The sequence below is a fragment of the Micromonospora phaseoli genome, assembly GCF_900109115.1.
Taxonomy (GTDB): domain Bacteria; phylum Actinomycetota; class Actinomycetes; order Mycobacteriales; family Micromonosporaceae; genus Micromonospora; species Micromonospora phaseoli.
In genome coordinates, this window is record NZ_FNYV01000023.1 from 1 (window position 1) to 21,283 (window position 21,283).

General features: G+C 67.7%; 28 protein-coding genes and 3 pseudogenes. 19 read left to right on the top strand and 12 right to left on the bottom strand.

What is annotated here, in order from left to right; genetic code table 11:
• Nucleotides 1-287, bottom strand: a 287-nt coding sequence (locus tag BMY89_RS29305; RefSeq protein WP_232521612.1) for a helix-turn-helix domain-containing protein, incomplete at its 3' end; no start/stop codon positions are given.
• A 47-nt stretch (nucleotides 288-334) separates the two neighbouring features.
• On the opposite strand from BMY89_RS29305, the gene BMY89_RS29310 reads away from it, so the two are divergent.
• Together BMY89_RS29310 and BMY89_RS29315 are read left to right on the top strand one after the other, a co-directional pair.
• Nucleotides 335-1,099, top strand: coding sequence for an AEC family transporter (locus tag BMY89_RS29310; protein WP_232521613.1), 765 nt, complete (start codon nucleotides 335-337; stop codon nucleotides 1,097-1,099).
• A 27-nt stretch (nucleotides 1,100-1,126) separates the two neighbouring features.
• Nucleotides 1,127-1,588 carry a DUF7003 family protein gene (locus BMY89_RS29315; RefSeq protein ID WP_232521614.1) on the top strand — a complete coding sequence of 154 codons (462 nt, stop codon included), beginning with the start codon at nucleotides 1,127-1,129 and terminating at the stop codon, nucleotides 1,586-1,588.
• A gap of 88 nt (nucleotides 1,589-1,676) precedes the next feature.
• On the opposite strand, the gene BMY89_RS30660 is transcribed toward BMY89_RS29315, so the two are convergent.
• Together BMY89_RS30660 and BMY89_RS29320 are read right to left on the bottom strand one after the other, a co-directional pair.
• A complete protein-coding gene (locus BMY89_RS30660) occupies nucleotides 1,677-1,853 on the bottom strand; it encodes a hypothetical protein (protein WP_170147803.1) in 177 nt (58 codons plus the stop codon).
• Nucleotides 1,854-2,034: 181 nt separating this feature from the next.
• Nucleotides 2,035-2,229, bottom strand: a complete 195-nt coding sequence (locus BMY89_RS29320) for a WYL domain-containing protein (RefSeq protein WP_232521615.1) — start codon at nucleotides 2,227-2,229, stop codon at nucleotides 2,035-2,037.
• Between the two features lie 286 nt (nucleotides 2,230-2,515).
• Here BMY89_RS29320 and BMY89_RS29330 point away from each other — a divergent pair, with 286 nt between their 5' ends.
• The 3 genes from BMY89_RS29330 to BMY89_RS29340 are packed head-to-tail and all read left to right on the top strand — an operon-like array spanning nucleotide 2,516 to nucleotide 4,748.
• Nucleotides 2,516-3,301, top strand: coding sequence for a hypothetical protein (locus BMY89_RS29330; RefSeq protein WP_232521616.1), 786 nt, complete (start codon nucleotides 2,516-2,518; stop codon nucleotides 3,299-3,301).
• A complete protein-coding gene (locus BMY89_RS29335; RefSeq protein WP_092383702.1) occupies nucleotides 3,298-3,645 on the top strand; it encodes a transcriptional regulator in 348 nt (115 codons plus the stop codon). Before BMY89_RS29330 ends, BMY89_RS29335 begins: the two co-directional genes overlap by 4 nt.
• The gene (locus tag BMY89_RS29340) at nucleotides 3,642-4,748 is read left to right on the top strand and encodes an alpha/beta hydrolase family protein (RefSeq protein ID WP_092383704.1); all 1,107 of its coding nucleotides are present in this window, start codon (nucleotides 3,642-3,644) and stop codon (nucleotides 4,746-4,748) included. Before BMY89_RS29335 ends, BMY89_RS29340 begins: the two co-directional genes overlap by 4 nt.
• 119 nt (nucleotides 4,749-4,867) lie before the next feature.
• On the opposite strand, the pseudogene BMY89_RS29345 reads toward BMY89_RS29340, so the two are convergent.
• Nucleotides 4,868-5,344, bottom strand: a pseudogene (locus BMY89_RS29345) (conjugal transfer protein TraC); the annotation flags it as partial.
• Between the two features lie 241 nt (nucleotides 5,345-5,585).
• On the opposite strand from BMY89_RS29345, the gene BMY89_RS29350 reads away from it, so the two are divergent.
• Nucleotides 5,586-6,053: a hypothetical protein gene (locus BMY89_RS29350; RefSeq protein WP_092383706.1), complete on the top strand. Its 468-nt coding sequence runs from the start codon at nucleotides 5,586-5,588 to the stop codon at nucleotides 6,051-6,053.
• Nucleotides 6,054-6,195: 142 nt separating this feature from the next.
• Nucleotides 6,196-6,339, top strand: coding sequence for a hypothetical protein (locus BMY89_RS30665; RefSeq protein ID WP_170147802.1), 144 nt, complete (start codon nucleotides 6,196-6,198; stop codon nucleotides 6,337-6,339).
• 291 nt (nucleotides 6,340-6,630) lie between these two features.
• Here the strand turns inward: BMY89_RS30665 and BMY89_RS30670 are convergent, their stop codons facing one another.
• On the bottom strand, nucleotides 6,631-6,774 hold the full coding sequence (locus BMY89_RS30670) for a hypothetical protein (RefSeq protein WP_170147801.1): 144 nt from the start codon (nucleotides 6,772-6,774) through the stop codon (nucleotides 6,631-6,633).
• A 203-nt stretch (nucleotides 6,775-6,977) separates the two neighbouring features.
• On the opposite strand from BMY89_RS30670, the gene BMY89_RS29355 reads away from it, so the two are divergent.
• From BMY89_RS29355 to BMY89_RS29365, 3 genes are read left to right on the top strand one after another with little or no spacing between them, the layout of a single operon-like run.
• A complete protein-coding gene (locus BMY89_RS29355) occupies nucleotides 6,978-7,373 on the top strand; it encodes a GntR family transcriptional regulator (RefSeq protein ID WP_092383708.1) in 396 nt (131 codons plus the stop codon).
• On the top strand, nucleotides 7,370-8,269 hold the full coding sequence (locus BMY89_RS29360) for an ABC transporter ATP-binding protein (protein WP_092383710.1): 900 nt from the start codon (nucleotides 7,370-7,372) through the stop codon (nucleotides 8,267-8,269). The genes BMY89_RS29355 and BMY89_RS29360 overlap by 4 nt, the downstream gene beginning before the upstream one ends.
• Nucleotides 8,266-9,243 carry an ABC transporter permease subunit gene (locus tag BMY89_RS29365; protein ID WP_092383712.1) on the top strand — a complete coding sequence of 326 codons (978 nt, stop codon included), beginning with the start codon at nucleotides 8,266-8,268 and terminating at the stop codon, nucleotides 9,241-9,243. The genes BMY89_RS29360 and BMY89_RS29365 overlap by 4 nt, the downstream gene beginning before the upstream one ends.
• 172 nt (nucleotides 9,244-9,415) lie before the next feature.
• Here BMY89_RS29365 and BMY89_RS31230 read toward each other — a convergent pair.
• Together BMY89_RS31230 and BMY89_RS31640 are read right to left on the bottom strand one after the other, a co-directional pair.
• Nucleotides 9,416-9,591 (bottom strand): annotated as a pseudogene (locus tag BMY89_RS31230) (IS3 family transposase); the annotation flags it as partial.
• 76 nt (nucleotides 9,592-9,667) lie between these two features.
• A pseudogene (locus tag BMY89_RS31640) lies at nucleotides 9,668-9,913 on the bottom strand (DUF6624 domain-containing protein); the annotation flags it as partial.
• A gap of 382 nt (nucleotides 9,914-10,295) precedes the next feature.
• On the opposite strand from BMY89_RS31640, the gene BMY89_RS29370 reads away from it, so the two are divergent.
• Nucleotides 10,296-10,592 (top strand): transposase, encoded by a 297-nt coding sequence (locus tag BMY89_RS29370; RefSeq protein ID WP_092383714.1) that lies wholly within the window; start codon nucleotides 10,296-10,298, stop codon nucleotides 10,590-10,592.
• Nucleotides 10,593-10,631: 39 nt separating this feature from the next.
• Nucleotides 10,632-11,039 carry a RidA family protein gene (locus tag BMY89_RS29375; protein WP_092383716.1) on the top strand — a complete coding sequence of 136 codons (408 nt, stop codon included), beginning with the start codon at nucleotides 10,632-10,634 and terminating at the stop codon, nucleotides 11,037-11,039.
• Nucleotides 11,040-11,203: 164 nt separating this feature from the next.
• Here the strand turns inward: BMY89_RS29375 and BMY89_RS29380 are convergent, their stop codons facing one another.
• On the bottom strand, nucleotides 11,204-11,530 hold the full coding sequence (locus BMY89_RS29380) for a TraR/DksA family transcriptional regulator (RefSeq protein ID WP_092383718.1): 327 nt from the start codon (nucleotides 11,528-11,530) through the stop codon (nucleotides 11,204-11,206).
• Between the two features lie 145 nt (nucleotides 11,531-11,675).
• On the opposite strand from BMY89_RS29380, the gene BMY89_RS31645 reads away from it, so the two are divergent.
• A complete protein-coding gene (locus BMY89_RS31645; RefSeq protein ID WP_092383720.1) occupies nucleotides 11,676-12,128 on the top strand; it encodes a GNAT family N-acetyltransferase in 453 nt (150 codons plus the stop codon).
• A 155-nt stretch (nucleotides 12,129-12,283) separates the two neighbouring features.
• Nucleotides 12,284-12,664 (top strand): Mth938-like domain-containing protein, encoded by a 381-nt coding sequence (locus tag BMY89_RS29390; RefSeq protein WP_092383722.1) that lies wholly within the window; start codon nucleotides 12,284-12,286, stop codon nucleotides 12,662-12,664.
• A gap of 55 nt (nucleotides 12,665-12,719) precedes the next feature.
• Here BMY89_RS29390 and BMY89_RS29395 read toward each other — a convergent pair whose 3' ends face one another.
• On the bottom strand, nucleotides 12,720-13,436 hold the full coding sequence (locus tag BMY89_RS29395; protein WP_139218047.1) for a hypothetical protein: 717 nt from the start codon (nucleotides 13,434-13,436) through the stop codon (nucleotides 12,720-12,722).
• Nucleotides 13,437-13,893: 457 nt separating this feature from the next.
• On the opposite strand from BMY89_RS29395, the gene BMY89_RS30745 reads away from it, so the two are divergent.
• The 4 genes from BMY89_RS30745 (at nucleotide 13,894) to BMY89_RS29420 (ending at nucleotide 18,448) form a co-directional block, all read left to right on the top strand.
• Nucleotides 13,894-14,493 (top strand): phosphotransferase family protein, encoded by a 600-nt coding sequence (locus tag BMY89_RS30745; protein ID WP_232521617.1) that lies wholly within the window; start codon nucleotides 13,894-13,896, stop codon nucleotides 14,491-14,493.
• Entirely contained in the window at nucleotides 14,490-14,834 is a 345-nt protein-coding gene (locus BMY89_RS29410) for a hypothetical protein (RefSeq protein ID WP_232521618.1), read from the top strand. The genes BMY89_RS30745 and BMY89_RS29410 overlap by 4 nt, the downstream gene beginning before the upstream one ends.
• A 63-nt stretch (nucleotides 14,835-14,897) precedes the next feature.
• The gene (locus BMY89_RS29415; RefSeq protein WP_092383730.1) at nucleotides 14,898-15,896 is read left to right on the top strand and encodes a hypothetical protein; all 999 of its coding nucleotides are present in this window, start codon (nucleotides 14,898-14,900) and stop codon (nucleotides 15,894-15,896) included.
• A gap of 338 nt (nucleotides 15,897-16,234) precedes the next feature.
• Nucleotides 16,235-18,448, top strand: a complete 2,214-nt coding sequence (locus BMY89_RS29420; protein WP_092383732.1) for a P-loop NTPase family protein — start codon at nucleotides 16,235-16,237, stop codon at nucleotides 18,446-18,448.
• 284 nt (nucleotides 18,449-18,732) lie between these two features.
• Here the strand turns inward: BMY89_RS29420 and BMY89_RS29425 are convergent, their stop codons facing one another.
• Together BMY89_RS29425 and BMY89_RS30675 are read right to left on the bottom strand one after the other, a co-directional pair.
• The gene (locus tag BMY89_RS29425) at nucleotides 18,733-19,449 is read right to left on the bottom strand and encodes a hypothetical protein (protein WP_092383734.1); all 717 of its coding nucleotides are present in this window, start codon (nucleotides 19,447-19,449) and stop codon (nucleotides 18,733-18,735) included.
• A gap of 163 nt (nucleotides 19,450-19,612) precedes the next feature.
• A complete protein-coding gene (locus BMY89_RS30675; RefSeq protein ID WP_170147800.1) occupies nucleotides 19,613-19,774 on the bottom strand; it encodes a hypothetical protein in 162 nt (53 codons plus the stop codon).
• A 306-nt stretch (nucleotides 19,775-20,080) separates the two neighbouring features.
• Between BMY89_RS30675 and BMY89_RS29430 the strand changes: the two genes are divergently transcribed.
• Nucleotides 20,081-20,545, top strand: a complete 465-nt coding sequence (locus BMY89_RS29430) for an NUDIX hydrolase (protein WP_092383738.1) — start codon at nucleotides 20,081-20,083, stop codon at nucleotides 20,543-20,545.
• A 336-nt stretch (nucleotides 20,546-20,881) separates the two neighbouring features.
• Here the strand turns inward: BMY89_RS29430 and BMY89_RS29435 are convergent, their stop codons facing one another.
• On the bottom strand, nucleotides 20,882-21,253 hold the full coding sequence (locus tag BMY89_RS29435; protein WP_092383736.1) for an iron chaperone: 372 nt from the start codon (nucleotides 21,251-21,253) through the stop codon (nucleotides 20,882-20,884).
• Nucleotides 21,254-21,283 lie beyond the last annotated feature (30 nt).

Consider the following 21,283-nt stretch of genomic DNA (forward strand, 5'->3'; position numbering starts at 1 on the left):
GGCCCGAGGGTGTCGATGACCCGATGCGCGGCGGAGTGCGACACCCCGAACAGGGGACCGATCTGCCTCATCGTCAGGTTCGTCCGCCAGTACGCCGCGACCAGCAGCACCCGATCGGCAAGGTCGAGTGACCACTGCCGGCCCGGTCGACCATCGGCGATCGCGTCACCGCCGCGTTCGGCGACCAGCCTGACCAGCCGGCGGAACTGGACGGGCTGCAGCCCGGTGAACGGGAAGATCCATTCCGGGCGGGCTGCCGAGATCACCTGCACCCCGAAATGATCCATCATGGACGTCCGACGGAGTTACGAGACGTCCCTTAGCCCTGTCCCGAATGCCGCTTTCCGGGTTCGCCGGCCGCTCGCTGCTCGCCTTTGGGGTGAGCACGGCCGCGGTTGTCGGGTTCGGGTGGGTCGGCGCGAGCCGGCTGTTCGGTCGCGAGCCCGGCGAACGGCCGATCTGGGGCATGGCCGCCGGGTACGTAAACTCGGCGAACCTCGGCATCCCGATCGCCACGCAGGTTCTCGGCAACGTGTCGTTCCTGGCGGAGGTGGTGCTGCTGCAGGTGCTGGTGGTGACGCCCGTGATTCTGGTCGCCCTGGACCGGCACAGCGACCCGGCCGGGCGGGTACGGGTCCGCCGTATCGCCTCCCTGCCGGTACGCAACCCGGTGCTCCTGGCGTCGCTGCTCGGTGTCGCATGTTCGGCTGCCGGCCTGCATCTGCCGTCGGCGGCCAGCGCGTCGCTCACCCTGCTGTCGGGCGCCGCGGTTCCGACCGCCCTGGTCGCGCTCGGCGCGTCGCTGCACCGCACGACGCCGTCCCGGGAAGAGCCGGCCGAGCCGGCCGAGCTGGCCGTGATCACCGCGCTGAAGCTCGTCGCACAGCCGGTCATCGCGTACGCGGCCGGGCTGGCCTTGCACCTATCCGCGCCGCAGTTGCTCGCCGTGGTGGTGTGCGCGGGCCTGCCGACAGCGCAGAACACATTCATCTTCGGCCAGGAGTACGGCGTCGGCGAGGCGGTGGCCAACCGAGCGGTGATAGTGACCACGACGCTGTCGCTGGCCACCCTGGCCGCGGCGGCGGCGCTGCTCGGGTAGGTCCGTCAGCCGACTCATCCAGCAATCATGGAGAGTCACGCCGACCACGGCACTGGCGGCAACTGTCTGACCGAGGGCGAAGCGGGCTACGGCAACGAGGACTTCCTCAGCCGGGTCGACAACTGGGACGAGATTGAGGACGTTGACCAGCCCGAGATCTATCACGGGACATCGATTGTGGTACGGGGCCGGCGGATCGCGGTAGCCGCCGAGCGGGGTGAGGATCTGGTCGATGTGCTTCGCCGGCTCGTCCCGGACCACCGGGAGCTGCTCCTGGCCGACGAAGTCGAGCTGCGGCGGCGGATCCCGGAGATCATGCGGCTGGATCAGTGGCACCACCCAGACCTTCTCCAGGACACACCGCCCAGCCAGTCAACCACCTTCCGCCAGGTCGCCGACGTACTGACGACAGGAGACGTGAGCCGGTACGCACCAGACATGCCACCCAACACTCACTGGTTCAACTGGCCAGAGTCCGAGAACCTGTAGCCCGCCCGATCGCGCACCGACAGCGGCACGAGCGGATTTCGATTTGAGTGCGTCGCAGCGGGAGGGGGTCAGCTATGTGCCTGACTGATCAGTGCCTGTCTGAGCGCACACGCATCGTCGACCAGGGAAGAAACGGCCCGACGTGCTCCCTGCCCGAAGCGACCACCATGTTCGGCCATGCGCCATGCAGACTGTCCAGCATCGCGCGGATGCCTGCGTCCACCGGCGCGCCGGTGATGAGAACCGTGTCATACCCCGTGATCATCTACGCTCCGCTCGGCTACGGATCCTTCCGCTCGCCCGTGCTTCATACAGCACGCGTTGTACTCACATCCACGTCGAGGACCGTCCGAACGACATCCGCAACCCGGCATGTCCGAGACGCCCTCGGTACGCCGACGGCCACGCTCCACGACGCGCCGTCTGCGGCATGAGCGCGCACCCGATCAAGAAGTCCCGCGAGGGGTGGGGCCGGCGGCGGTCTTGGCGAAGCGGCGGGCCAGGTGGTCGAAGGCGTGGACAAGCTCGGCGGGGCCGACGACTTCGATCTCGGTGTCGTACCGGGCGATGGTGGCGGCGAGGCTGGGCCAGGACCAGGAGCCGAGGGTGAGCCGGCAGCGGTCCGAGCCGACGTCCTGCACGAGGAGCTAGGGGTTCACATTGTGGCGGAGTCCTCGTCACGGTTGGGCGACCTGCATGCCGGCACGGGCGAGGACGCCGTCCACGTGGGCGTCTGGCAGATCAGAGACTGGGTCGGCTCTCCCACCAACCGTGCACCTGAGGAGCATGACGACATCGCGTGGGTCGGGATCAGCGAGCTGGGCGGCCTTCTGCTCGTGTTCGGCGCCCTGCCGGCATGGCTTCCTTCCCTGCCTGAGCCTGACCGGCTGCCTCGTCGCGACGAGGCACGGACAACCGCATCGCCGGATGCGCTTCGCCAATCTGGTGCTAGCGCAAACAGGTTTGTTGTGGAAACCTATTGCTATGACCACTGACTCGGTATCCGCCGGCGACGACCCCCATCGCCTCCTCGCCGACGTACGTAACCTGGTCGGCCGCGTGCGCCGTGACCAGCGCCTGACCTGGGTGGCGCTGCTGACGCTGGCCGTGGTGACCGTCGGGGCCATCCCGTTCGACTGGCTCTTCATGAAGGTGCGGTGCGACGGCAGCGGCTGCATGTTCGCGCGCCGGGGCATGCTCTACTACTGGCCGCCCGCGCTCCTGATCGCCTACGCGGTGATCGCGGTCAGCTACGTGCGGGCCGCCCGGGCGCGAGGGCTGGGTGCCCGCGTGCTGCCGTACGCGATCACCGGCGCCGCGACAGCCGTCGTGTTCACGGCCGCGTATACGGCGGCGGCCGCATATTTCCCGAGCCACCCGCCTTTCGGGGGCGGCCCGGTTCCGTTCTGGTGGATCGTTCTGGACCGGCTGATCGCACCGTGGGGTCTGATCGGGCTCGCGCTGCTGGTGCTGGCCCGCCTGGAACGCAACGTCGCGCTGCTGCTGTTCACCCTGGCCTACCTGGCGCTGGTGCTGGTGGTATTGCCGACGACCGACGGCATGCACCTGCCGGAGTGGGGGATCCCGTCGTTCATGTCGGGGACGGACATCCAGCCCCGGCTGGCGATGACGCCACCCCAGCTCATCGTCGGCGCCGTGCTCCTGGCGGGCGGCATCGGCTTTTCAAAGGCCCACCGGAAGCAGCAGCGGTGACCACCGAGACCGACACCCCGGACCCGTCCGGCCACCCGGTCACCGGCCTCGACGAGGTCGTGCACCAGCGGGTGCGGCTGGGCATCCTCGCCATCGCCCACGAGGCACGGCGCGTCGAGTTCGGCTACCTACGCACACATCTCGACCTGACCGCCGGCAACCTCTCCAAGCACCTGACCGTGCTGGAGACGGCCGGCCTGATCGACATCGAGAAGGGCTACGAGGGCAAGCGCGGCCGCACCTGGATCACCCTCACCCCCGCCGGCAACACCGCCCTCGCCGAGGAAATCGGCCGCCTAAAGGTGCTGATCGCCCGCGTCGAGACCACCACGGAGGACCAATGACCCTGACCCGCCGCAGCCTGCTCGCCGCCGGCCTAGCCGTCCCGCTCGCCACGGCCGCCGGTGCCGGCCGGGTGATAGCCGCCCCGGCCCGGCTCATCCTGCCCGCACCCGCCGGCCCACACCCGGTCGGCACCGTTTCGCTGCACCTCGCCGACCGCAACACGATGGCCAGCGTGTGGTACCCGGCTGCGCCCGGCGCCCGGCGTTATCCGCGGGCGCCGTGGATGCCGGCCGCGCCGTTGCGGGCGCTCCTCGGGGACAATGGCTTCGACCCCGACGTCGCGGCGGGACCGCTCACGTCGGGTCGCGAGGCTGCTCCGGCGCTCCCCGGCCGACATCCCGTGATCCTGTTCTCGCACGGCGCCAACGGCCACCGCTCCGAGGCCACCGTCGTGGTACAGGAGCTGGCCAGCCACGGCTACGTCGTGGCCACCGTCGACCATCCCCACGACGCCTACGTCGAGTTCCCCGACGGCCGGCTCGCCGTCCCCGACGACGAGTCGACCACGCCGTGGACCCACGCCGACGACGTCGTGTTCGTCCTCGACCGCCTCGAGCAGATCGCCGCCGGCCGCAACCCCGGGCACCTTCCGCTGCCCGCCGGCTTGGCCGCCACGCTCGACCTGCGCCACGTCGGCGTATGTGGCTTTTCGAAGGGCGCCACCGCCGCCGCCCTGGTCATGAACGTCGACAGCCGCGTACGGGCCGGCCTCAGCTTCGACGGCCCGATGGAGTCGGGGCCACGGCCCGCCGCCCTGGACCGGCCGTTCATGCTGATGACCGCGGACTTCAACCGGATCGATGCGCCGCCCGTCGAGGAGTTCTGGCAACTCCTGCGCGGCTGGCGGCTCAACGTGCGGGCCAAGGGCGGCCGGCACGGCGCCTACTGCGACCACGAATCGCTGATTCCACAGCTGGCAAGGCTGATGGGCATGAGTGACGAGGAGCTCGAGGGATGGATCGGCACGCTGGACCCGGCCCGCGCGATCCGGATCCAGCAGGCCTACCCGCTAGCCTTCTTCGACCGTCACCTCCGTGGCGTCCGGAGCCGGCTGCTCGACGGCCCGAGCCGGGCCTTCCCCGAGGTGCATTTCCTTCCCTGACGGCCACCGGCAGCCCCACCACGCGCCGCGGGAGCCCCGATACGCCGCGCCAAACCCTTATGACTTCGCCGAACCGAACTCCACCAACCCCACCAGTGCTCATACATCCCGGAGTTCCGTCATGGATTTCCTCGAGAAGCGGCGAAGTCCAGACCATCGACGGCGATGCGGTGTTCGGCGGCGGAGCCGACGGCGCGGAAGGGGGACGCGGCTGCGGCCGGCGACGAGCAGTCCCTCGCCCCTGGGTGCGGACAGCAGCAGCCGCGATTCCCCGGCGGTCAGGTTGAACGCCTCGGAGACCGCGTCGATCGACTGAGTACTCTGACACATCAGGATTTGGGTGGCGGCGTTCGAGACCACTTCCAGGCCGAGGTCGGTGGAGAGGACGTCGGCGGCGGCCTGGGTGATGACGCAGAGTCCGGCGGAGCGTTGCGGGCGGCTTTGGCCATGCGGAACAGGAACCGGGCGCCTTCGCCGTCGCCCGTCAGCAGTCACGCCTCGTCCACCACCAGCCTGCGCTGCCCCCCGATCTCGGTGGGGATGTCGATGGTGGACCAGATCGCATCCAGGGCGAGCAGGGTGCCGACGGTACGCAGGGTGCCCCGTCGCCGCGTTGGTGGTCGGCCCCGCTGCCGCCAGGTCAGCCCGTAGGCGACCTTGTCCGGCGCGTCGACGTCGGCGGGAACCCGCGCCCGTTTCCAACCCCTACCCGTAACCGCCGGAGCGGTGCAGATCCACCACTGACCTCCGGCCGTCCGCTAGCGTTCGGTGTGGGCCAGCCCGTCGTCGGAGTGACAGGCCCACACCGAATCCTGTGAGACACCTTCGGGAGGTGCGGTGGCGACCTTGCTGGGCAGCATCGACGCCACGCCCACCCCCGACTACCGCATGATCACCATCATCGGCGGCGACTTCGACTCCTTCGGCCACCCCGACACCAACGCCGCCGTGCTCTGCTGGGCAGGTACCGAACAGATCCAGCTGTTCAGCGAAATCAGCACCGGCCACCGCCCACACGTCACCGTCGAGGCCTGGGACGGTCCCGCACCGACGGACACCGGCGAATGGGAAGCCCACGGACACGCTGAACTGCACTCGACCAGCGGCACGCTGGGTATCAGCATCTTCGACGAGCGGATGCTGACCCCGTTCATGCCCATCGGAGCCCCGGGAACATACACCGTCGACGTGCACGCCACCGGCCGGCGTCGGCTGCGCGCCCTGTACGGGCAGGACGCCTGGTACGCCGACGAACTACCCACCGGCATCGAACGGTTCCGGGTCCGTGTCTGGCGCCAGCCTTAACCACGTAGCGGGCGTCTGATCTGCGCGACCGTGTCCCGTCGCAGGGCTCTCATCACCGCCACATGCCGGACGGTGCCTCCAGGTGGGCATGAGTCGCCGGGAGTGCAGGACGATCAACCCCACCCACAGGGTGATCACCCCCGTGAATACCGTCGCGAACGTCATCACGAGCGGGACGTACACCAGCGGCGGCTTCAGCGACCAGACGGCTGTCAACGCGATGGCCACCACCAACATGACCGGCGCCACGAGCAGGCAGCGGTACCCGACGACCAGCAACCGGTAGGCCTGCGTCGTCCGGACCCGCTGCACCGCCTGATCGACCTCAGCCACGTCGACGACCTCCCCGGAACCGACCGTGACTGTACCGACGAGCCAACCCGCAACAATGCGGGGAAGACCACGGGTCGCCGCTGCTAACCGGACCGACCCCGTGTCGAGGTCCGGGCATGGTGTGGTCGGACTGCGGTGGCGACCTGACACCGGCCGCCCGGGTGGGTGGGTCCCGACACATCACCTCGCACGACAGCGGTGGCGACGACACGCTCGGCTCGGCGGCGCCGCATCCGCAGCTCGTTCAGGGGCATCGTCGTGTCGGGTAGGCCCGGACCGGGCGGGCGTCGGCCACCAGGGGCGCGGGTTCGCAGTTCAGTAGCGCGGATGCGGCCTCGGCGGTGGTGAGCGCCGTGTCGGTCGTCCGGGTGCGGGTGGTCGTTGCCATGGTGAATGTCCCCATGCGCAGGGAGCCTGGTGCGAAGGCCGAGGCCCTCGATTGGGACAGCCCGACCTGACACCAGAGCCGGGTTGTCAGATGGGGACGGGCCGTGTCCGGTCGTGACAGGTTCACCGTCGCCAGGGGCCCGGCTCTCTTGACCGCCAACTTACTGCTTTACTATGTTACTAGCAAAGCAGTAAGGGGCTACCGTGTTCGTCTTCCGGCTCGACACCCACTCCGGCGTGCCGCCGTACCTGCAACTCGTCCAGCAGGTCCGCCAGGCGGTGCTGCTGGGCTTTCTCCAACCCGGTGACCGCCTCCCGCTCATCCGCGAGGTGGTCGAGGACCTGGCGATCAATCCGAACACTGTCGCCAAGGCGTACCGGCAGATGGAGCAGGAGAACCTGGTCACCGGCCGGCCCGGCCAGGGCACGTTCGTCAATGAACAGCAGTCGGCCGTGATGCCGGCATCGACGTACACGTCGCTGCGCCGCGGCCTGACGACCTGGCTGCGCCGCGCCTACGCGGCCGGCCTTGACGAGCAGGCGGTCAACGCGCTTTTTACTTCCGTCCACCGGCAGACGAGGAATGAGGACGTGGCGTGACAGCGAGCGAGTTCGCGCTGCGCACCGACGGTGTGGGCAAGCGGTACCGGAAGGGCTGGGCGCTGCGCGACTGCACCCTGGCCCTGCCGGCGGGCGGCGTGATCGCCCTGGTCGGGCCGAACGGCGCGGGCAAGACCACGCTGCTGCGCCTGGTCGTCGGGTTGCTGGCACCGAGCACCGGCACGGTGGAGGTCCTCGGCCACGACGTCACCGCCAGCACCCCGCAAACTCTGTCCCGGGTCGGGTTCCTGGCCCAGGACCACCCGCTGTACAAGCGCTTCACCGTCGCCGAGATGCTCCGCTTCGGCCGGGCCTGCAACCTGCGGTTCGACCAGGGGCTGGCCGAGCGCCGGTTGGCGAAGCTGGGCATCCCGCTCGACCGCAGGGCCGGTACGCTCTCCGGCGGGCAGCAGGCCCAGGTCGCGTTGGCTCTGGCCCTGGCGAAGCGGCCGGACCTGCTTGTCCTCGACGAGCCGGTGGCCAGCCTCGATCCGCTGGCCCGGCACGAGTTCCTGCAGGTCCTCATGGGCGCGGTGGCCGAAGGCGGAGTGACCGTCCTGTTCTCCTCCCACGTCGTGCACGAGCTGGAGCGCGTCTGCGACCACCTGGTCGTGCTCAACCACGGCCGGGTCACGCTCACCGGTGACATCGACACCCTCCTCGCCGAGCATCGGCTGCTCGTCGGCCCGCGCACGGCCACCGACCTCGACCGGGCCGGCGCCGTCGTGGAGGCCGTCCACAGCGACCGGCACACGACCCTGCTGGTACGCGACGGAGCGATCCCCGCCGCGCCCGGGTGGCAGGCCCAGCCGGTCGCGCTGGAGGACCTGGTGCTGGCGTACCTGCGCCGGCCGTCCGAGCCGAGCGCCGCGGTCACGTCGGGGGTGGCGGCATGACGTGGTTGATCTGGCGCCAGCACCGGACCGAGGTCTGCGTCCTGGGTCTGCTTGTCGGCATGTTCGGCATTGCCCTGCTCGTGCTCGGGACGCAGGCCCACGACCTGTTCCCCGGCGGTCCCGCCCGGTGTGCGGGAGAGGCCGGTGTCAACGAGGACTGCGCGGCCTCCTTCCGCCGGCTCGACGAGGAGTACGGGTACGTCGAGAACCTCCTGGCGGGCTTCTATCTGGTCCCCGTCGTCATCGGTGCGTTCCTCGGTGCGCCGCTGCTCGCGCGCGAACTGGAGGACGGCACCTGGCAGCTCGCCTGGACGCAGGCCGTGCCGCGGATGCGCTGGCTGGCGGCCAAGCTCGCGGCACTGGCCGGCGTCACCGTCATGCTCACCGGGATGTTCACCGCGGTGCTCACCTGGTTCCGGCAGCCATTCGACGCGTGGGAAGGGCGGTTCCAGTACGACGCCTTCGACGTGGAGGGACTTGTTCCGGTGGCGTACGCGCTGTTCGCGTTCGGCGTCGCCACCGCCGCCGGGGCGATCCTGCGGCGCAGCCTGCCCGCGTTCGGCGTCGCGTTCGGGGCGTTCCTCGCCGCCCGGATGTCGGTGGCGCTGTTGGCCCGTCCCGCGTACGCCACGCCGCTCACCACCATGGAGCCGGTCCCCGTCGGCGGCTCGATGGACCAGGCGGGGCACCGGCCCGTGCCCAGCTTCGCTGACTGGATGATCGAACACGGCTACGCAGACGCCACTGGGCGCAGGCTGAGCTGGACGGAGTACTACGAGCTGGAGGCCGCCGCCAACCGGGCCGGCACCAACCTCAACCAGTTCCTGCACGCGCGGGGCATCCAGCAGTTCGAGATCTACCACCCGGCCGACCGGTTCTGGACGTTCCAACTCATCGAGGCGGCCCTGTTCGTCGCCGTCGCGGCGGTCCTGATCGGTGTGGTGGTATGGCGGGTACGGCGCCGTATCCTCTAGTGCCCTGACCACCACCGTTCACGGTGTTGGTTGACACGCTGTTCGGCATGTCGGCATGTCGGCCGGGCGGCGTGTCGACGTTCACGCTGTGTGGATGGCAGAACTGGGCTTCCCCCGGGGGTCTGGACACCGGGTTATGCCGCAATCGGTGCAGCGTCGTGGGTTCGAGGGTTCGTTCGTACTCGGCAGGGCTGCGGTAGCCGAGGGCGGAGTGGCGACGGCGGCGGTTGTCGAAGGCGATCAGCGGAAGATGTCGCGTCGGGCGTCGGCCTCGCTGTTCCAGCGTCGATGGTCGACGACGAGTTCGCGTTTGAGGGTGGCGAAGAACGCCTCCGCGAGGGCGGCGTCGAACGGTGAGCTCTGGGTTAGCGCAGGTGCAGCAGGCGATCGCGGGCGCGCGTGAGGCGACCACACCGTCTGCTACCGCCTGTTCGAGCAGTCCCAGGCAGTGGCGTTGGAAGTCTGGGTCGTGGTCGGCGTGTTGCGCGAGCAACCAGGCGGCGGTGGCGACGTCCTTCCCGACGTCGTTGCGTCGAGGCCACCCGTGCCGGTCGATGATCTGCGTCAGCCACGTGGTGTTGTCGACGTCGACCTCGCGTACCCAGGTCCAGATGTCGTCACCGGGATCCGGGCGGCTCGTCTGGGACCGTGCCTGTTGGTCGCGGTCCATCCGCTCTAATCAGTTCGGCGGCGAGTTCTCCGTGCCCAGTCACGACGCTCCTGGCAGGGCTGACGCCGCCCTGATCACCCTGCTGACCGACCGGGCTCGGTGGGCGACGCGGCGGCGAACCACAGTGACACTTCGTTTCCCACTCGGGCTCCCGACCCAGCGGATTCGAAACCACGTCACGTGCCACAGTAGCTCCAGCGGGTGGCTACCAGCGGGTCTGCGAAGTGATCACGGCTGCGTGCTCGTCGAGGAGGTCCAGTGATGCTCCATACCAGTAGGTCGATCGGGCTGAGAGCGCGTTTGGGTTGTGGGTTGGTCGGGCGTGTCGCACAGCCGGTCCGATCGATGAGCCTGACTGGGCCGGTAGACGGGTACGGATCGAATGCGGCGGTACCCGTCTGATCTGACTGATGCCGAGTGGGAGATCGTGGAGCCGATGCTGCCGTCGCCGCAGTGGATGGGCAAACCAGAGAAGCACTCCCGCCGGGCGGTCGTCGACGGCATCCTGTATGTAGTGCGGACCGGGTGCGTGTGGCGGTACCTGCCGGTGGACTTCCCGCCCTGGCAGACCGTGTACTCCCACCTCCGACGCCTCAACAGGAAGGGCGTGACCGAGCGGATCCTCACCGAGCTGAGGGAACGGGTCCGCCTGGCCCACGACCGGCAGGCCGAGCTTTGAGGAGTCGCCGATCGGCGACTCTTCCGGAAGGAGCGCACCATGGCCGTCTCGTTCGTCAATCCCGAAGGACTACCGGCGACCGACCTGTACCGTCACGTCGCGGTCGCGACCGGCGCGAAGCAGGTCTTCATCGCCGGCCAAGTGGCCGTCGACGCGGACGGGGGCACGGTCGGCGCCGGAGACCTCGCCGCGCAGGTCGAGCAGTGCTACCTCAACGTCGCCAAGGCCCTGGCCGGGGTCGGTGGGTCCTTCGGTGATGTGGTACGCCTCACCGTGTACGTCGTCGACTGGACCCCGGACAAGATGACGCCGTTGATCGACGGCATCACCCGGGCCGCCGCGAAACTCGAAGTCACTCCGGTCCCGCCGTTCACCGGGCTGGGCGTCAGCGCCCTCGCCGGCCCCGACTACCTCGTCGAGGTCGAGGCCACCGCCGTCATGGACTGAGACCCTTGCCGATGAGGCTGTAGGATGCCATGGCCGGATGACTAGCCGTGGCGACGCGCTCGCCTATGCGCGCGGATCGCGGCAGTTGAGCGCACCTGGTCGTGGCCCGCGTAAACGTTTCGTTGGAATTAGTGAGCGCCCCCAGTTTTCACTCTCCTCATGCCCTATGCGCATGCCATGCAGAAGCGGGCGAACGGCCGCGCGGCAAGCCGTTCATCGCCGATCGGCTGCCCGCATCGTTCGCAGACGCCGTAGGTCGCCGCGTCCACCCGACGCAGTGCGTCGTCAACGTCGGCGATCCGCTCCCGCGCCACGGCCAATAGCGCGGTCAACTGGGCGCGTTCGAAGCCGATGGTGGCACCCTCCGGGTCGTGCTCGTCGTCGGCATTCGAATCCCGCGATGCCAGGAACAGCGCCTCCAGATCCTGGGCCAACGTCGCCGCCTCAGCCTCCGCCCTCGCGCGCAGCCGCAGCAGTTCATCCCGGACCATATGTGGAGCCTAACGGCCTCCAGCCGGCACAAACAGGCCATCGAGGGGACGCGCACGGGTGGCGGCAGATCCGGTCGCCAGGGGTTGAAGGACAGTTGCGCTCGGGCTCGCGCTCGTCTGGTCGACCGAGTGGGAGACTTGCCCTGTGAGGATCAGTCAGGCCGACACGGATGACATCGGGGGCCTGGCCGGGCTGTTGTGGCGCGATACCCTCAACGAGGAACCATCGCGGCAGTGCGTTGATGCCTTCGCGGTGGACCTCGCGCAGTGGTGGGCCGCCCATCAGCACTCGCATGCGGCGTTCGTTGCGCGACTCCTCGGCGCAGAGATTGTCGGGATGGCCTGGGTCGCACTCCTCTCTCGGGTCCCGAGACCGGGAGCAACAAGTCGGCTATCGGCAGACATCCAGAGCGTCTTCGTCATGCCAGAGCACCGAGGACAGGGGATCGGGTCGGCGCTCGTGGAGGCTGCTTCAGAGCATGCGAGACGCCTCGGATCCCTTCGTGTGACGGTCCATTCCGGCCGTAGAGCAGTGCCCGTCTACGAGCGGCTGGGCTTCGAGTCGTCTCGGCAGTTGCTGCATCGGCCGGGGCGCTAGTAACACGGCGTATCGCCGCGACCGCGCGCCACACTCCTCTGCCGTCCTCGGTCACGGGCTCTGACGCCAGGACGGCGGCATAGAGAGTAAGGTTCCGCAGCCTGTACAGAACGTCTGGCCGCGGCTGACGCGGCTCCGTTCAACGAGGGGATACCGTGTCTAGTGAGACGACTCGTTCGCCACTCGTCCTGTCGATTTCGTGGGGTCGCATGGACGTCGAGGACCTTGGAGTTGGCAAGGACTTCAAGCTCTACCCCGGCGGTGGCCGCTCGTGGGACTGGTCCGAAACCGGTACCCGCCACAACCCCGGTGTTCAGCCCGACGATGTCCAAGAGCTTCTAGCCCACGGCGCCACGACCGTCGTCCTGTCGCGTGGCATGCAACTACAACTGCAGGTCGACCCGCGTACACTCAGACTGCTGGAGGAGCGCGGGGTGGCCGTCCACGTAGCCGAGACCACCGAGGCAGTCCAGATCTACAACAACCTCGCCACCAGTGGCACCGCAGTCGCAGGCCTGTTCCACTCGACCTGCTAAACGCAACCCAAGAGACACGCTCGCAGCGGCAGAAGAAGGCGGCTTACTCTGCCAGCTAGTGGCCGTCGAAGCGAAGCTGCGCCATGTTCGTTCCGTCGTCGTCCTTGGCAAGCAGGTCCTTATACCGATGCGCGTCTCGCTCGGCGATTATGCGGGCTTGTGCCACGAGATCGTGCAGGTTTGCCGGGTAGTACTCGTCCTTGAGGATGAATCCGCGGGCGAGCCACTCTCGGGTGGCCACATGCCGGCACGTAAGGAATGCGGCCAGGCAGGCGATCCGATACAGGCCACGCAGATCGGCCACCTCGTCGTCCGCGGCCCGGCTCGTCGGGGTTGGCCGGCGCGCACGAAGGGCCTCGACGGACTCGTAGACGAGGCTGACCTGGGACCAGTACCAGGCACGGACGGCACACACCTTCTTATGTTCCGGTCCCGTCTCGATCACCGAGATCAGGTAGCGCTGCACGTGGCGTCGCCCGAGCGCCACCAGCAGCGGGTGGATCAGCTGCTTGTTGGACGAGACATCCTCATCGCACACGATCACCGCCAACAGCCGATCGGCCACGGCAGCGGCGACCTCGGGCCGTGCTGCCAGAAGGTCACCGAGGTGCAGGCGTTTGGCGTTCCGGCGGTTGTATGCCACAAAACGATCGTTGTTGCGATACGGCTCAGGCAGCTCTGGATGCCGCCAGTCCGGGCAGAGCTCCGCGAGGAGCTCATCGAGCCGCTGCTCGAACTCCGTCTCAAGGTCACCATCGGTCCAGGCCTGCACGAACCAATCATGCCGTTGATGGCCGCCATCATGAAGGAGCCACAGGGCACCGCCTCGAGATCGAGGTTCTCAGCGAAGCAGCACCATCTGCGCTTTGCGTCTACCGAGGTCTCACCCAGCCTTACGCCCCATCAGCGGCAGATCCGGGTGCAGTCGCCGTCGCCGCCGCTCTCGTTGGCTGGCGCAGGGGAGGCAGAATTGTGGCTGCTGCGCTGAATGCGCTGAGTTACGGTGCTCCGATGCAGGCGGATGCGGCCCACCGGGCGACACAGGCAGCCATGTCGATCGCCTCGTCGCTCGGTCTGATCGCCGATGACGTCGCTGTCCTGCACAACTCGAACAAGCTCACTCTGCGTCTGCAGCCCTGCGACGTGCTGGCGCATGTGGCACCAGCGGCGCATCAGAGCGCCAGCTTGAAGTGGATATTGCTCAGCGACTGTTCGAGGTCGGGAGCCCGGTGGCCGCGCTGGCAGCACCCGGGGTCTTCGTCTGGGACGACTACGTGGTCACCCTGTGGACCTACTACGAGCCGGTGACTCAAGCGATCCCACCTGCGGACTACGCCAGCGCGCTCGAACGTCTGCACGCCGGAATGCGCCGGGTCAATCTGCTCACCCCGCACTTCACGGACCGGGTTTCCGAGGCCCAAACGCTCGTGGCCGACCACGACCGGACGCCGAACCTGACCGACGCGGACCGGGTCTTTCTCGCCGGCACCTTGGACCGCCTGCGCCGAGCGGTCAGCGATAGCGGCCGGCCCGAACAACTCCTGCACGGCGAACCTCACCCCGGCAACCTGCTGTCGACCCCGATTGGCCTGCTCTTCATCGACTTCGAGACGTGCTGCCGGGGGCCCATCGAGTTCGACCTGGCCCACGCACCCGACGAGGTCGCAGACCTCTACCCGGGCGTCGATCATCATCTGCTCCGAGACTGCCGGACCCTCATGCTGGCGATGATCACTACGTGGCGTTGGGATCGCGACGACCAATTCCCCGACGGCCACAGGCTCGGCATCCAGTGGCTGAGCGAACTCGGGAAGGCGACGGCTCGGTGAATGACGAAGCACTGTCGTGGGCTGAAGTCCCCTCGATGATCGAGCACCGTCTCGGGATGTACGTCGGGCGTCCAAGGTACGACCGTGCATTCGCGGTTGTAACCGGATTCGACCTTGCGCGCGGGTGCGGTGAACTCGCGGGCTTTCAGCAGTGGATGTCCGAACGCCATCTTCACAGCCCGCTGACTTTCTGGGCGCTGGTACTGGCCGAGACCTTCGGCGACCAGGCAGACGAAAGCCGCCTGGTCACCGATGAGGATCATCAACTGGCAATCGGCAGCCTCTGCCAGCGTCTTCGAGAGTTCCTTAACCTCAGCGATGACGCCCAACGAGCACCCTGACCGCGGCAGAAGAGTGGTTCCGGCTGTCCACATCTGCGTGACCGGCTGCAGTACCGTCACGCCGTGCATTTCGTGTATCGCTCCCACTACGAGGGCCTGTTCAGCAAGCGGGTCCGGCGGCTGCCGGACGAGACCGTGCTGAATTGGTTTCGGCGAGGCTGGGACTGCGACGATCCGGAGTCCTGGGTCGAGAACGAGCTGGGCGGTGACGTCTACGGCCTCGATTCGATCTTCGAGGCGGCACGGAAGCACGGCCTGTCTCGGCCGGCAACGACCAGCGAGCTGCGCGAGCTCCTGCATCAGCACTTGTACGTCGAGGGTGACGAGGACTTCATCCGCCTCGACGATCACAGCCTCCGGGTACGGACCGATGACGACGAGGTGGAACTGGCCTATTTCTTCCTCGATGACAAGGTGGTCGCGACCGCCCCCGACCGGTTGGCATACCTGTTCCAGTCGTGGCCGTTGCCTGGCGCGGGAGGTGAGGTGACGTCGTTCGTCGCCGATGTGCCGGTGGCAGTCGTTACGCCCGCCGGTACCGGTGACGCCAGCACGTACGCGGTGTTCCTCACGTTCTACGACGGCGCGAGCCTCGCCTGCTCCCAGCCGCTGGTATTCCCGGGGGTCGGGTTGTGGGAACTGCCCGGACATCTGCGGACCGCGGACCCCGACAGCGGTGCAGCATGGCCGCCTGAGCTGCTGGTCTTGCGAGCACTCGTCGCGCCCGAAGAAGACGCCGTCGGGCCGGCGCTGGAGCGGTGCAACAGATGGCCCGGCTTCAACCTCAACGCCGACCCGTGGCCCAACCTGCCCAACGAGCACGGCCCCGCCCACCACGAAGCCATGGCGCTCATCGCATCGGGCCGGTACGTCGACGGCCGACGCCCCGACGCATCGCGCATCGAGGTCGACGACCATCTTGCCCAAGTCGCCATGCACTGTGGTCAATCATTCGGGTACCAGCAGTGGTTCCTGTTCGACAACGTGTGGGCGGCCGCTCACCCCGACCTGGCCCAATCACTGCTGAGCTACAGCAACCACTGGGATCCACTCGAGGACTAAGCACGGCCGAGCCATCAGCTCTGGTCGTCAAACGAGCGGATGCAGATCGGGCGCGCGGTCGCCGGCTACCTGTATCAATTACCTGCGCCCGTGGCCCGCCAGGCTTCGGGGCCTCAGGCAGCCCGGCGGCCACCAGGGAACGACCCCTCAATCCGCTGCGTCGAGCCCGATCTGCGGCAGATAAGTGCATGGCTAGAACCGAGCCGAAGGGGTGCAACTGGTTCGCTGTAGCGCTCCGAGCGTCGCGGCGCCGGAACGGGCGCACCTTCGGTCGGGCGACGAACCAAGTCGCCTGATAAGGCGATGAAAAACCGGACCTACTGGTCCAGGATGGACTCTTGATCGGCAACCCGAAGGCGGGTGACGTGAATACCAAGGCGGGCAACCTGACCGCGGAACTCATGGATCTTGATCCGGAGGCTTCCGCCCTCTGGATGCTTCGGGACCGGCCGGACAGCTTCCGCCAGCCTGAGGAGTCCTACCCGGACCTGGCGAGGGCGGCTGCCGGGCGGACCGGCGAGCTCGCCGCGAGGCTCGCTCCGGAGCTTGCCGCGTGTCGTGCCGCCGACGCCGCAGCGTCGTTCACGGCTCAGCGGCGGTACTGGGTTCACGCCCTGACCACGACCGGCGGGTTCGTTCTGGCCCTCGTCTCCGTCATCACCTGGAGCCAGGGCAAGGGAAGCGCTTTTGGGTGGGTCGCGGCCGCTCTCGCTGCGATCGCTGTCGTCGCGGCGGCCCTTACGATGGACGAGTACGGCGCCGCCCAGCAGCGGTGGGCGGCCCGGCGCGACAAGTATGGACTGCTGGTCGACGCCTTCGAGGATGCCGTCGCCGGCCTTCTGCGCAAGATCATCCTGGAGCGCACTCCCGACGAGAAGAAGTACGGTTCGCTGTTCGATTCCCGGTTCGCGCCCACGCTGGTGGGCATCGGCATCGAGAAGGCCACATCGTCGACCACCTACCTCGACCTCGTCCGCTTCATCGCCGACCACCCGACGTCGGCGATTGGGATCGCGGGACCGCGTGGGGTCGGCAAGTCGACCATGATGCAGCAGTTGATCGCCAGCGACCGTGCCTCGCTCGGCATCCGGGTCCCAGCTCCCAAGCGGTACGAACCGGGCGAGCTGGTGCGCCTCATCCACGGCACCCTGGCCCAAGAAATCCTGCAACCAGGCGCGGGTATGTATGTGTCGACCACCCCCACCCGCGGACGCCGGAGCCTGCTGGTCAACGTGCTCAAGGGATTCCTGTTCGCCGTCGCCCTGGTCGTGCTCCTCTTCCTATGGTCGGAAGAGCAAAGCAGCTCGTCCGGCGCTTCCGAATGGGGGGTCAGCACCCTCACCGTGTTCCTGTTCGTCGCCTTCGGGGCATGGCTCGGTCTTTTCCTCCGATCGCTGTGGCGGGTCCTCGTGGACCTCCGGCGGGGAGCGGACGCTCCGTTCCCGTGGCCGATGACCCCGGCGGAGGAGTTGCGGCGGCTGGCCCGGGCCGAGTTGGCGTATCTGCACTTCACCGAAACCACCCAGGCCAAGAACGGCGTCCGGCTGAAACTTGGGCTGTTCACGCTGTCCGGTGAGGACCAAGTTAGCGTCGCCGAACGAACCGCGACCGAAGCCGACGGTGTGGAACAGTTGCGGCGCTTCCTGCGCGCGGTGGTACGCGTGACCGGCAGCCTGGTGATCATTTGTGTCGACGAGCTCGACAAGATGGACAGGCCCGAGGACGTCGTCGCCGTCGTGAACGGCATCAAGGATCTCTTTCACATCCGGTCGGTACACGTCCTGGTGTCGGTGTCCACCGATGCCATGCACAGTTTCGCCGCCCGCGGGGTCGTCGTGCGCGACGTCTTCGACTCGGCGTTCGACGAGGTCGTCGAGGTCAGCCGCCTGACGTACCAGGAGTCGGCGGAACTGCTCGCGCTGCGTGCCACCGACTTCTCCTTCCCCGCCATGTACTTCTGCCACGCCTGGTCCGGCGGACACCCGCGGGATCTGATCCGGGCGGCACGTGCGTGCGTCACCTATCGGGCCAAGCAGGGAGAGGATGGCGAGAAGGCCCAGCCCGTCCCTCTCGCCGAGGTGGTCGACGCGGTCCTGGCCGACGACGTGTTCGCCATGCTCCGGGCGGTGATCGAGAAACTGCGGTCGGAGGACACGACCACGACCCTCGTACCGGACGTTATCGCCTTCCGGGACCTGTTGGACGAGCAGGACGGACCCCTGCACCTCCGCCTCCGGGCCGCGATGAACGTCGCGGACCTTCCGGTCATCGAAGGGCCGGCGTCCGAGGCGACCATGCTGGTGCAGACCCTGTCGCCGTATCTACGGCTGGCCGCCCTGATCAGCGAGTTCTTTGCTCCCGCGCGTCCACCATCCGACTGGCGGTTCGATTCGGCGCCGGGCGCGCGCGCCACATCAGTCCGGAACGCGATCGACGACCTCGGCGATGCGCGGGTGGCGATGTCCGGCCATCCCTTGGAGGCCGAGCGCGCGACCCGGCGGGCGGCCGCAGCGGTGGCGGCCACGTCACCACCGACCGCTGCGGCGAGGTAACCCGTCGGGTTGGCCACATCAAATGGCTCGGCCAGCTCGGCACTGGTGTGCCCGTCGGCCTTGTGTGCAGAGACGGTTAACGGACCAGCGGCGAACGATCGGTGCGACCGGCAACCCAACGACGGCGACCGTGCTTTGTCGCCGGATTAGCGCACTCACATCTGTAGTCCCGGTCTGCGAGCGACAGGCACCACCCTGACGCTACGTGACGCGCGGACGGCGGCAGATCCGCATGCCTTGTTTGCTGCCAGTTGGTGAAGCCAGTCGCGTCCGCCGTCTGCCACTTACCCGGGCAGTGCTCCCAGACCAGCGAGTAACTCGTCTCTTTCGGATGCTGACAGTGCCTGGTAAATGGGCTCGTCCAGCCGGTTGGTCGCTTCCTCGATGGTCTGCCGTTGCGGATCCTGGAGTGTCAGCGCCCTTAGCTGTGCCAGGGTGAGTCCCGCAGCGGCCCAGGCCGCTCGGTGTGCGTCAGCCCGGTGATGACGCAGCGCCCCCAGCCGAGAGGTCAGGCGAACGGTCGGAGTGGCGTCAGATGGCTCGTACACCGGAGTCATCGCTCGAAAAGCCGGGCCGCCGGTGGCTTGGCCTGCCGCCAACAGGCGACCGACGAGATCCGCCAGTCGAGGAACGATAGCCAGGCCGGGCATCGTCGCGATCGGCTTCCGATCCCAAAACTCCTCGGCCCAATCTCCCAAGGCACGCTGTACGGCCAGCGCCACCTCGCGGCCTCGTTCGGTCAGCCGCCACGTGCCGTCGGTGTCGACCTCTGCTATGCCCTGTTCAAGCTCGCCGGACATATCGGATCCGGAGTAGGTGGTGGCGGCGGCGAAGCTGTCAGCGGTCATTGGACGGGCTAGTAGCCCGAAGTAGAAGCTGGTCTCGAAACCCGGCCGTACGTCGTACCGGTCATAGACCGCTCGCATGCGGTCTCGTCCCGTGCTTCGAAGGCCCACATAAACCCGGTCGATCACCGGCCGGATCAGCGCTGCGTAGCTCATGCCACCCTTGCCCGCCTGTCGCGATGAGAAAGCCAGAGGATAGATCACCAACCTCGGCGTGGACGACCTGGCTTCCGCTTAGTTCGGGGCGCATGGTCATCGCCACGACCGGCGGCCATGTCAGAGGTTTTCGATGTAAATGTCCACTGTCGAGCGGCGGGTTCTACCGACATAGCCAGAAACCGTCGCCGTCGTGCCGGACCACGTCTCCGTCCGGCTGCCGGACGAAGACCGCCGCGCCCTCGATCCATACCTGCTCGCCAGCGTGCAGGATGAGCGGACGCGGAAGCTCCACCGCCCAGTCGCCAGCCTCGACCATGGTCATGATCGTTAGACGAGTGACCGGCGTGGGGTCGGTCCGGATAACTCCGGTGGAGTCATCGCCTTTGCCGAGCTGTATCTGCACCGACCGAGACTACCGAGTTGGAGAATCCTTGCTCTTCAGCATAATCAGGCACAGAACGCCTCCGAGGGCGCCGACGAGTTGGCAAAAGCGCTAGACCCGCACAGCAACAGAGCCCGAGCATGCGAGACGATCGGTCACCATCTTTCACGCCCGACCTGCGGCATGAGCGTTCATTGGCCCCGGCCGCTGACGATGCGCCTCATGGCGGCCGAGCACAATGCACAGATGAGGCTCGTCCCGCGACTCCGCGTCGCCGCCTATGTCCTCCGGGTCACCCCCGACGGTGTGCAACTGCTCGTCTTCGACCACGTCGACCACCCCGCCGCCGGCACCCAGGTTCCAGCCGGCGGCGTCAAGCCCGACGAGACGTTGCACGACGCCGTACTACGTGAGGTCGCCGAGGAAACCGGCCTGCACGACATCAGCCTGGTCCGCGAGATCGGGGCGGAACACAAGCCACACCCCGAAACCGGTCAGCCCCGCCACACCACCTACTTCCACCTACGAACTCCGGCTCACACACCCGCTGCCTGGCAGCACACCGTCACCGGAACCGGGCAGGACAGCGACATGCGCTTTGCCTGCCGATTCGTCTTACTACCGTTGCCAGCCCACCTCGCCGACCATCAAGACGCGCTGCTCAACCGCATCGACCCCACCTGGACCACACGACCGCAGCCCATCCAGTGATCCCGCCCTGCCCTCGGCAGGAGGCAGCCGGACCGACGATCGGCAGAGCCGCCCGCGGAGCAGGGGGCTCGACAGTGGCCTGGGCAAACCGGGAGGCCCGGTTGGTTCGCCGCAAAAGCCGAAACGACGCCATGATCCTGATCGTTGCACCCCATCGCACACGCCGCCATGATCAGACGCCTCTGTCTCGCAGCTAGGTCGCACCTGTTGCGGCAGATGCGTGCGCCTTCCTGACCTTGGGGTTGATGTGCGGCCGGCGGCGAATCTGTGCGTCGTACGGCTCCTGGCACGTTCGGTTTCGACAGGTGGAAGCGATCTCACCAATACACGACACGGTCACATCCACAGCACGCCATCGTCCTCGTGCTCGCGTACGCGAAACGCGATCATCCGGCGCAACAAATCGCCCGGCACAGGTTGGCCGTATGGGAGTTTGACCGTGCCCTTACCGGTGGCAAAGCCGGCGAGCTGCGCATCGAACCCCTCGCGAGTGCTGGGCGTGAACGCGACGCTTGCGTGTCTAGCGTGACCACTGACCATAAAGAGGATCGTTCCGGAGGGGTGCACCCACGCCGGATAACCCCACTTGATCGCCTCGCTCGCCTCCGGAACCGCCTCGTGGGCCAGTGCCCGCAGCTGCTCAAGCAGCTCGCGGCCCGGTCCGGTGAAGCCGTCGATGTACTCGTCGACCGTCTGAGGTCTGGCCATGGCGCCAGTGTGGCACGCCCTGCTCGGCTC

Bases quoted from the DNA above. Each gene is read 5' to 3' on its own strand.
- BMY89_RS29310 (WP_232521613.1), top strand. From the start codon at position 335: ATGCCGCTTTCCGGGTTCGCCGGCCGCTCGCTGCTCGCCTTTGGGGTG.
- BMY89_RS29315 (WP_232521614.1), top strand. From the start codon at position 1,127: ATGGAGAGTCACGCCGACCACGGCACTGGCGGCAACTGTCTGACCGAG.
- BMY89_RS30660 (WP_170147803.1), bottom strand. From the start codon at position 1,853: ATGATCACGGGGTATGACACGGTTCTCATCACCGGCGCGCCGGTGGAC.
- BMY89_RS29330 (WP_232521616.1), top strand. From the start codon at position 2,516: ATGCGCTTCGCCAATCTGGTGCTAGCGCAAACAGGTTTGTTGTGGAAA.
- BMY89_RS29340 (WP_092383704.1), top strand. From the start codon at position 3,642: ATGACCCTGACCCGCCGCAGCCTGCTCGCCGCCGGCCTAGCCGTCCCG.
- BMY89_RS30670 (WP_170147801.1), bottom strand. From the start codon at position 6,774: ATGGCAACGACCACCCGCACCCGGACGACCGACACGGCGCTCACCACC.
- BMY89_RS29365 (WP_092383712.1), top strand. From the start codon at position 8,266: ATGACGTGGTTGATCTGGCGCCAGCACCGGACCGAGGTCTGCGTCCTG.
- BMY89_RS29370 (WP_092383714.1), top strand. From the start codon at position 10,296: ATGCGGCGGTACCCGTCTGATCTGACTGATGCCGAGTGGGAGATCGTG.
- BMY89_RS29375 (WP_092383716.1), top strand. From the start codon at position 10,632: ATGGCCGTCTCGTTCGTCAATCCCGAAGGACTACCGGCGACCGACCTG.
- BMY89_RS29380 (WP_092383718.1), bottom strand. From the start codon at position 11,530: ATGGTCCGGGATGAACTGCTGCGGCTGCGCGCGAGGGCGGAGGCTGAG.
- BMY89_RS29425 (WP_092383734.1), bottom strand. From the start codon at position 19,449: ATGAGCTACGCAGCGCTGATCCGGCCGGTGATCGACCGGGTTTATGTG.
- BMY89_RS30675 (WP_170147800.1), bottom strand. From the start codon at position 19,774: ATGACCATGGTCGAGGCTGGCGACTGGGCGGTGGAGCTTCCGCGTCCG.
- BMY89_RS29430 (WP_092383738.1), top strand. From the start codon at position 20,081: ATGAGGCTCGTCCCGCGACTCCGCGTCGCCGCCTATGTCCTCCGGGTC.
- BMY89_RS29435 (WP_092383736.1), bottom strand. From the start codon at position 21,253: ATGGCCAGACCTCAGACGGTCGACGAGTACATCGACGGCTTCACCGGA.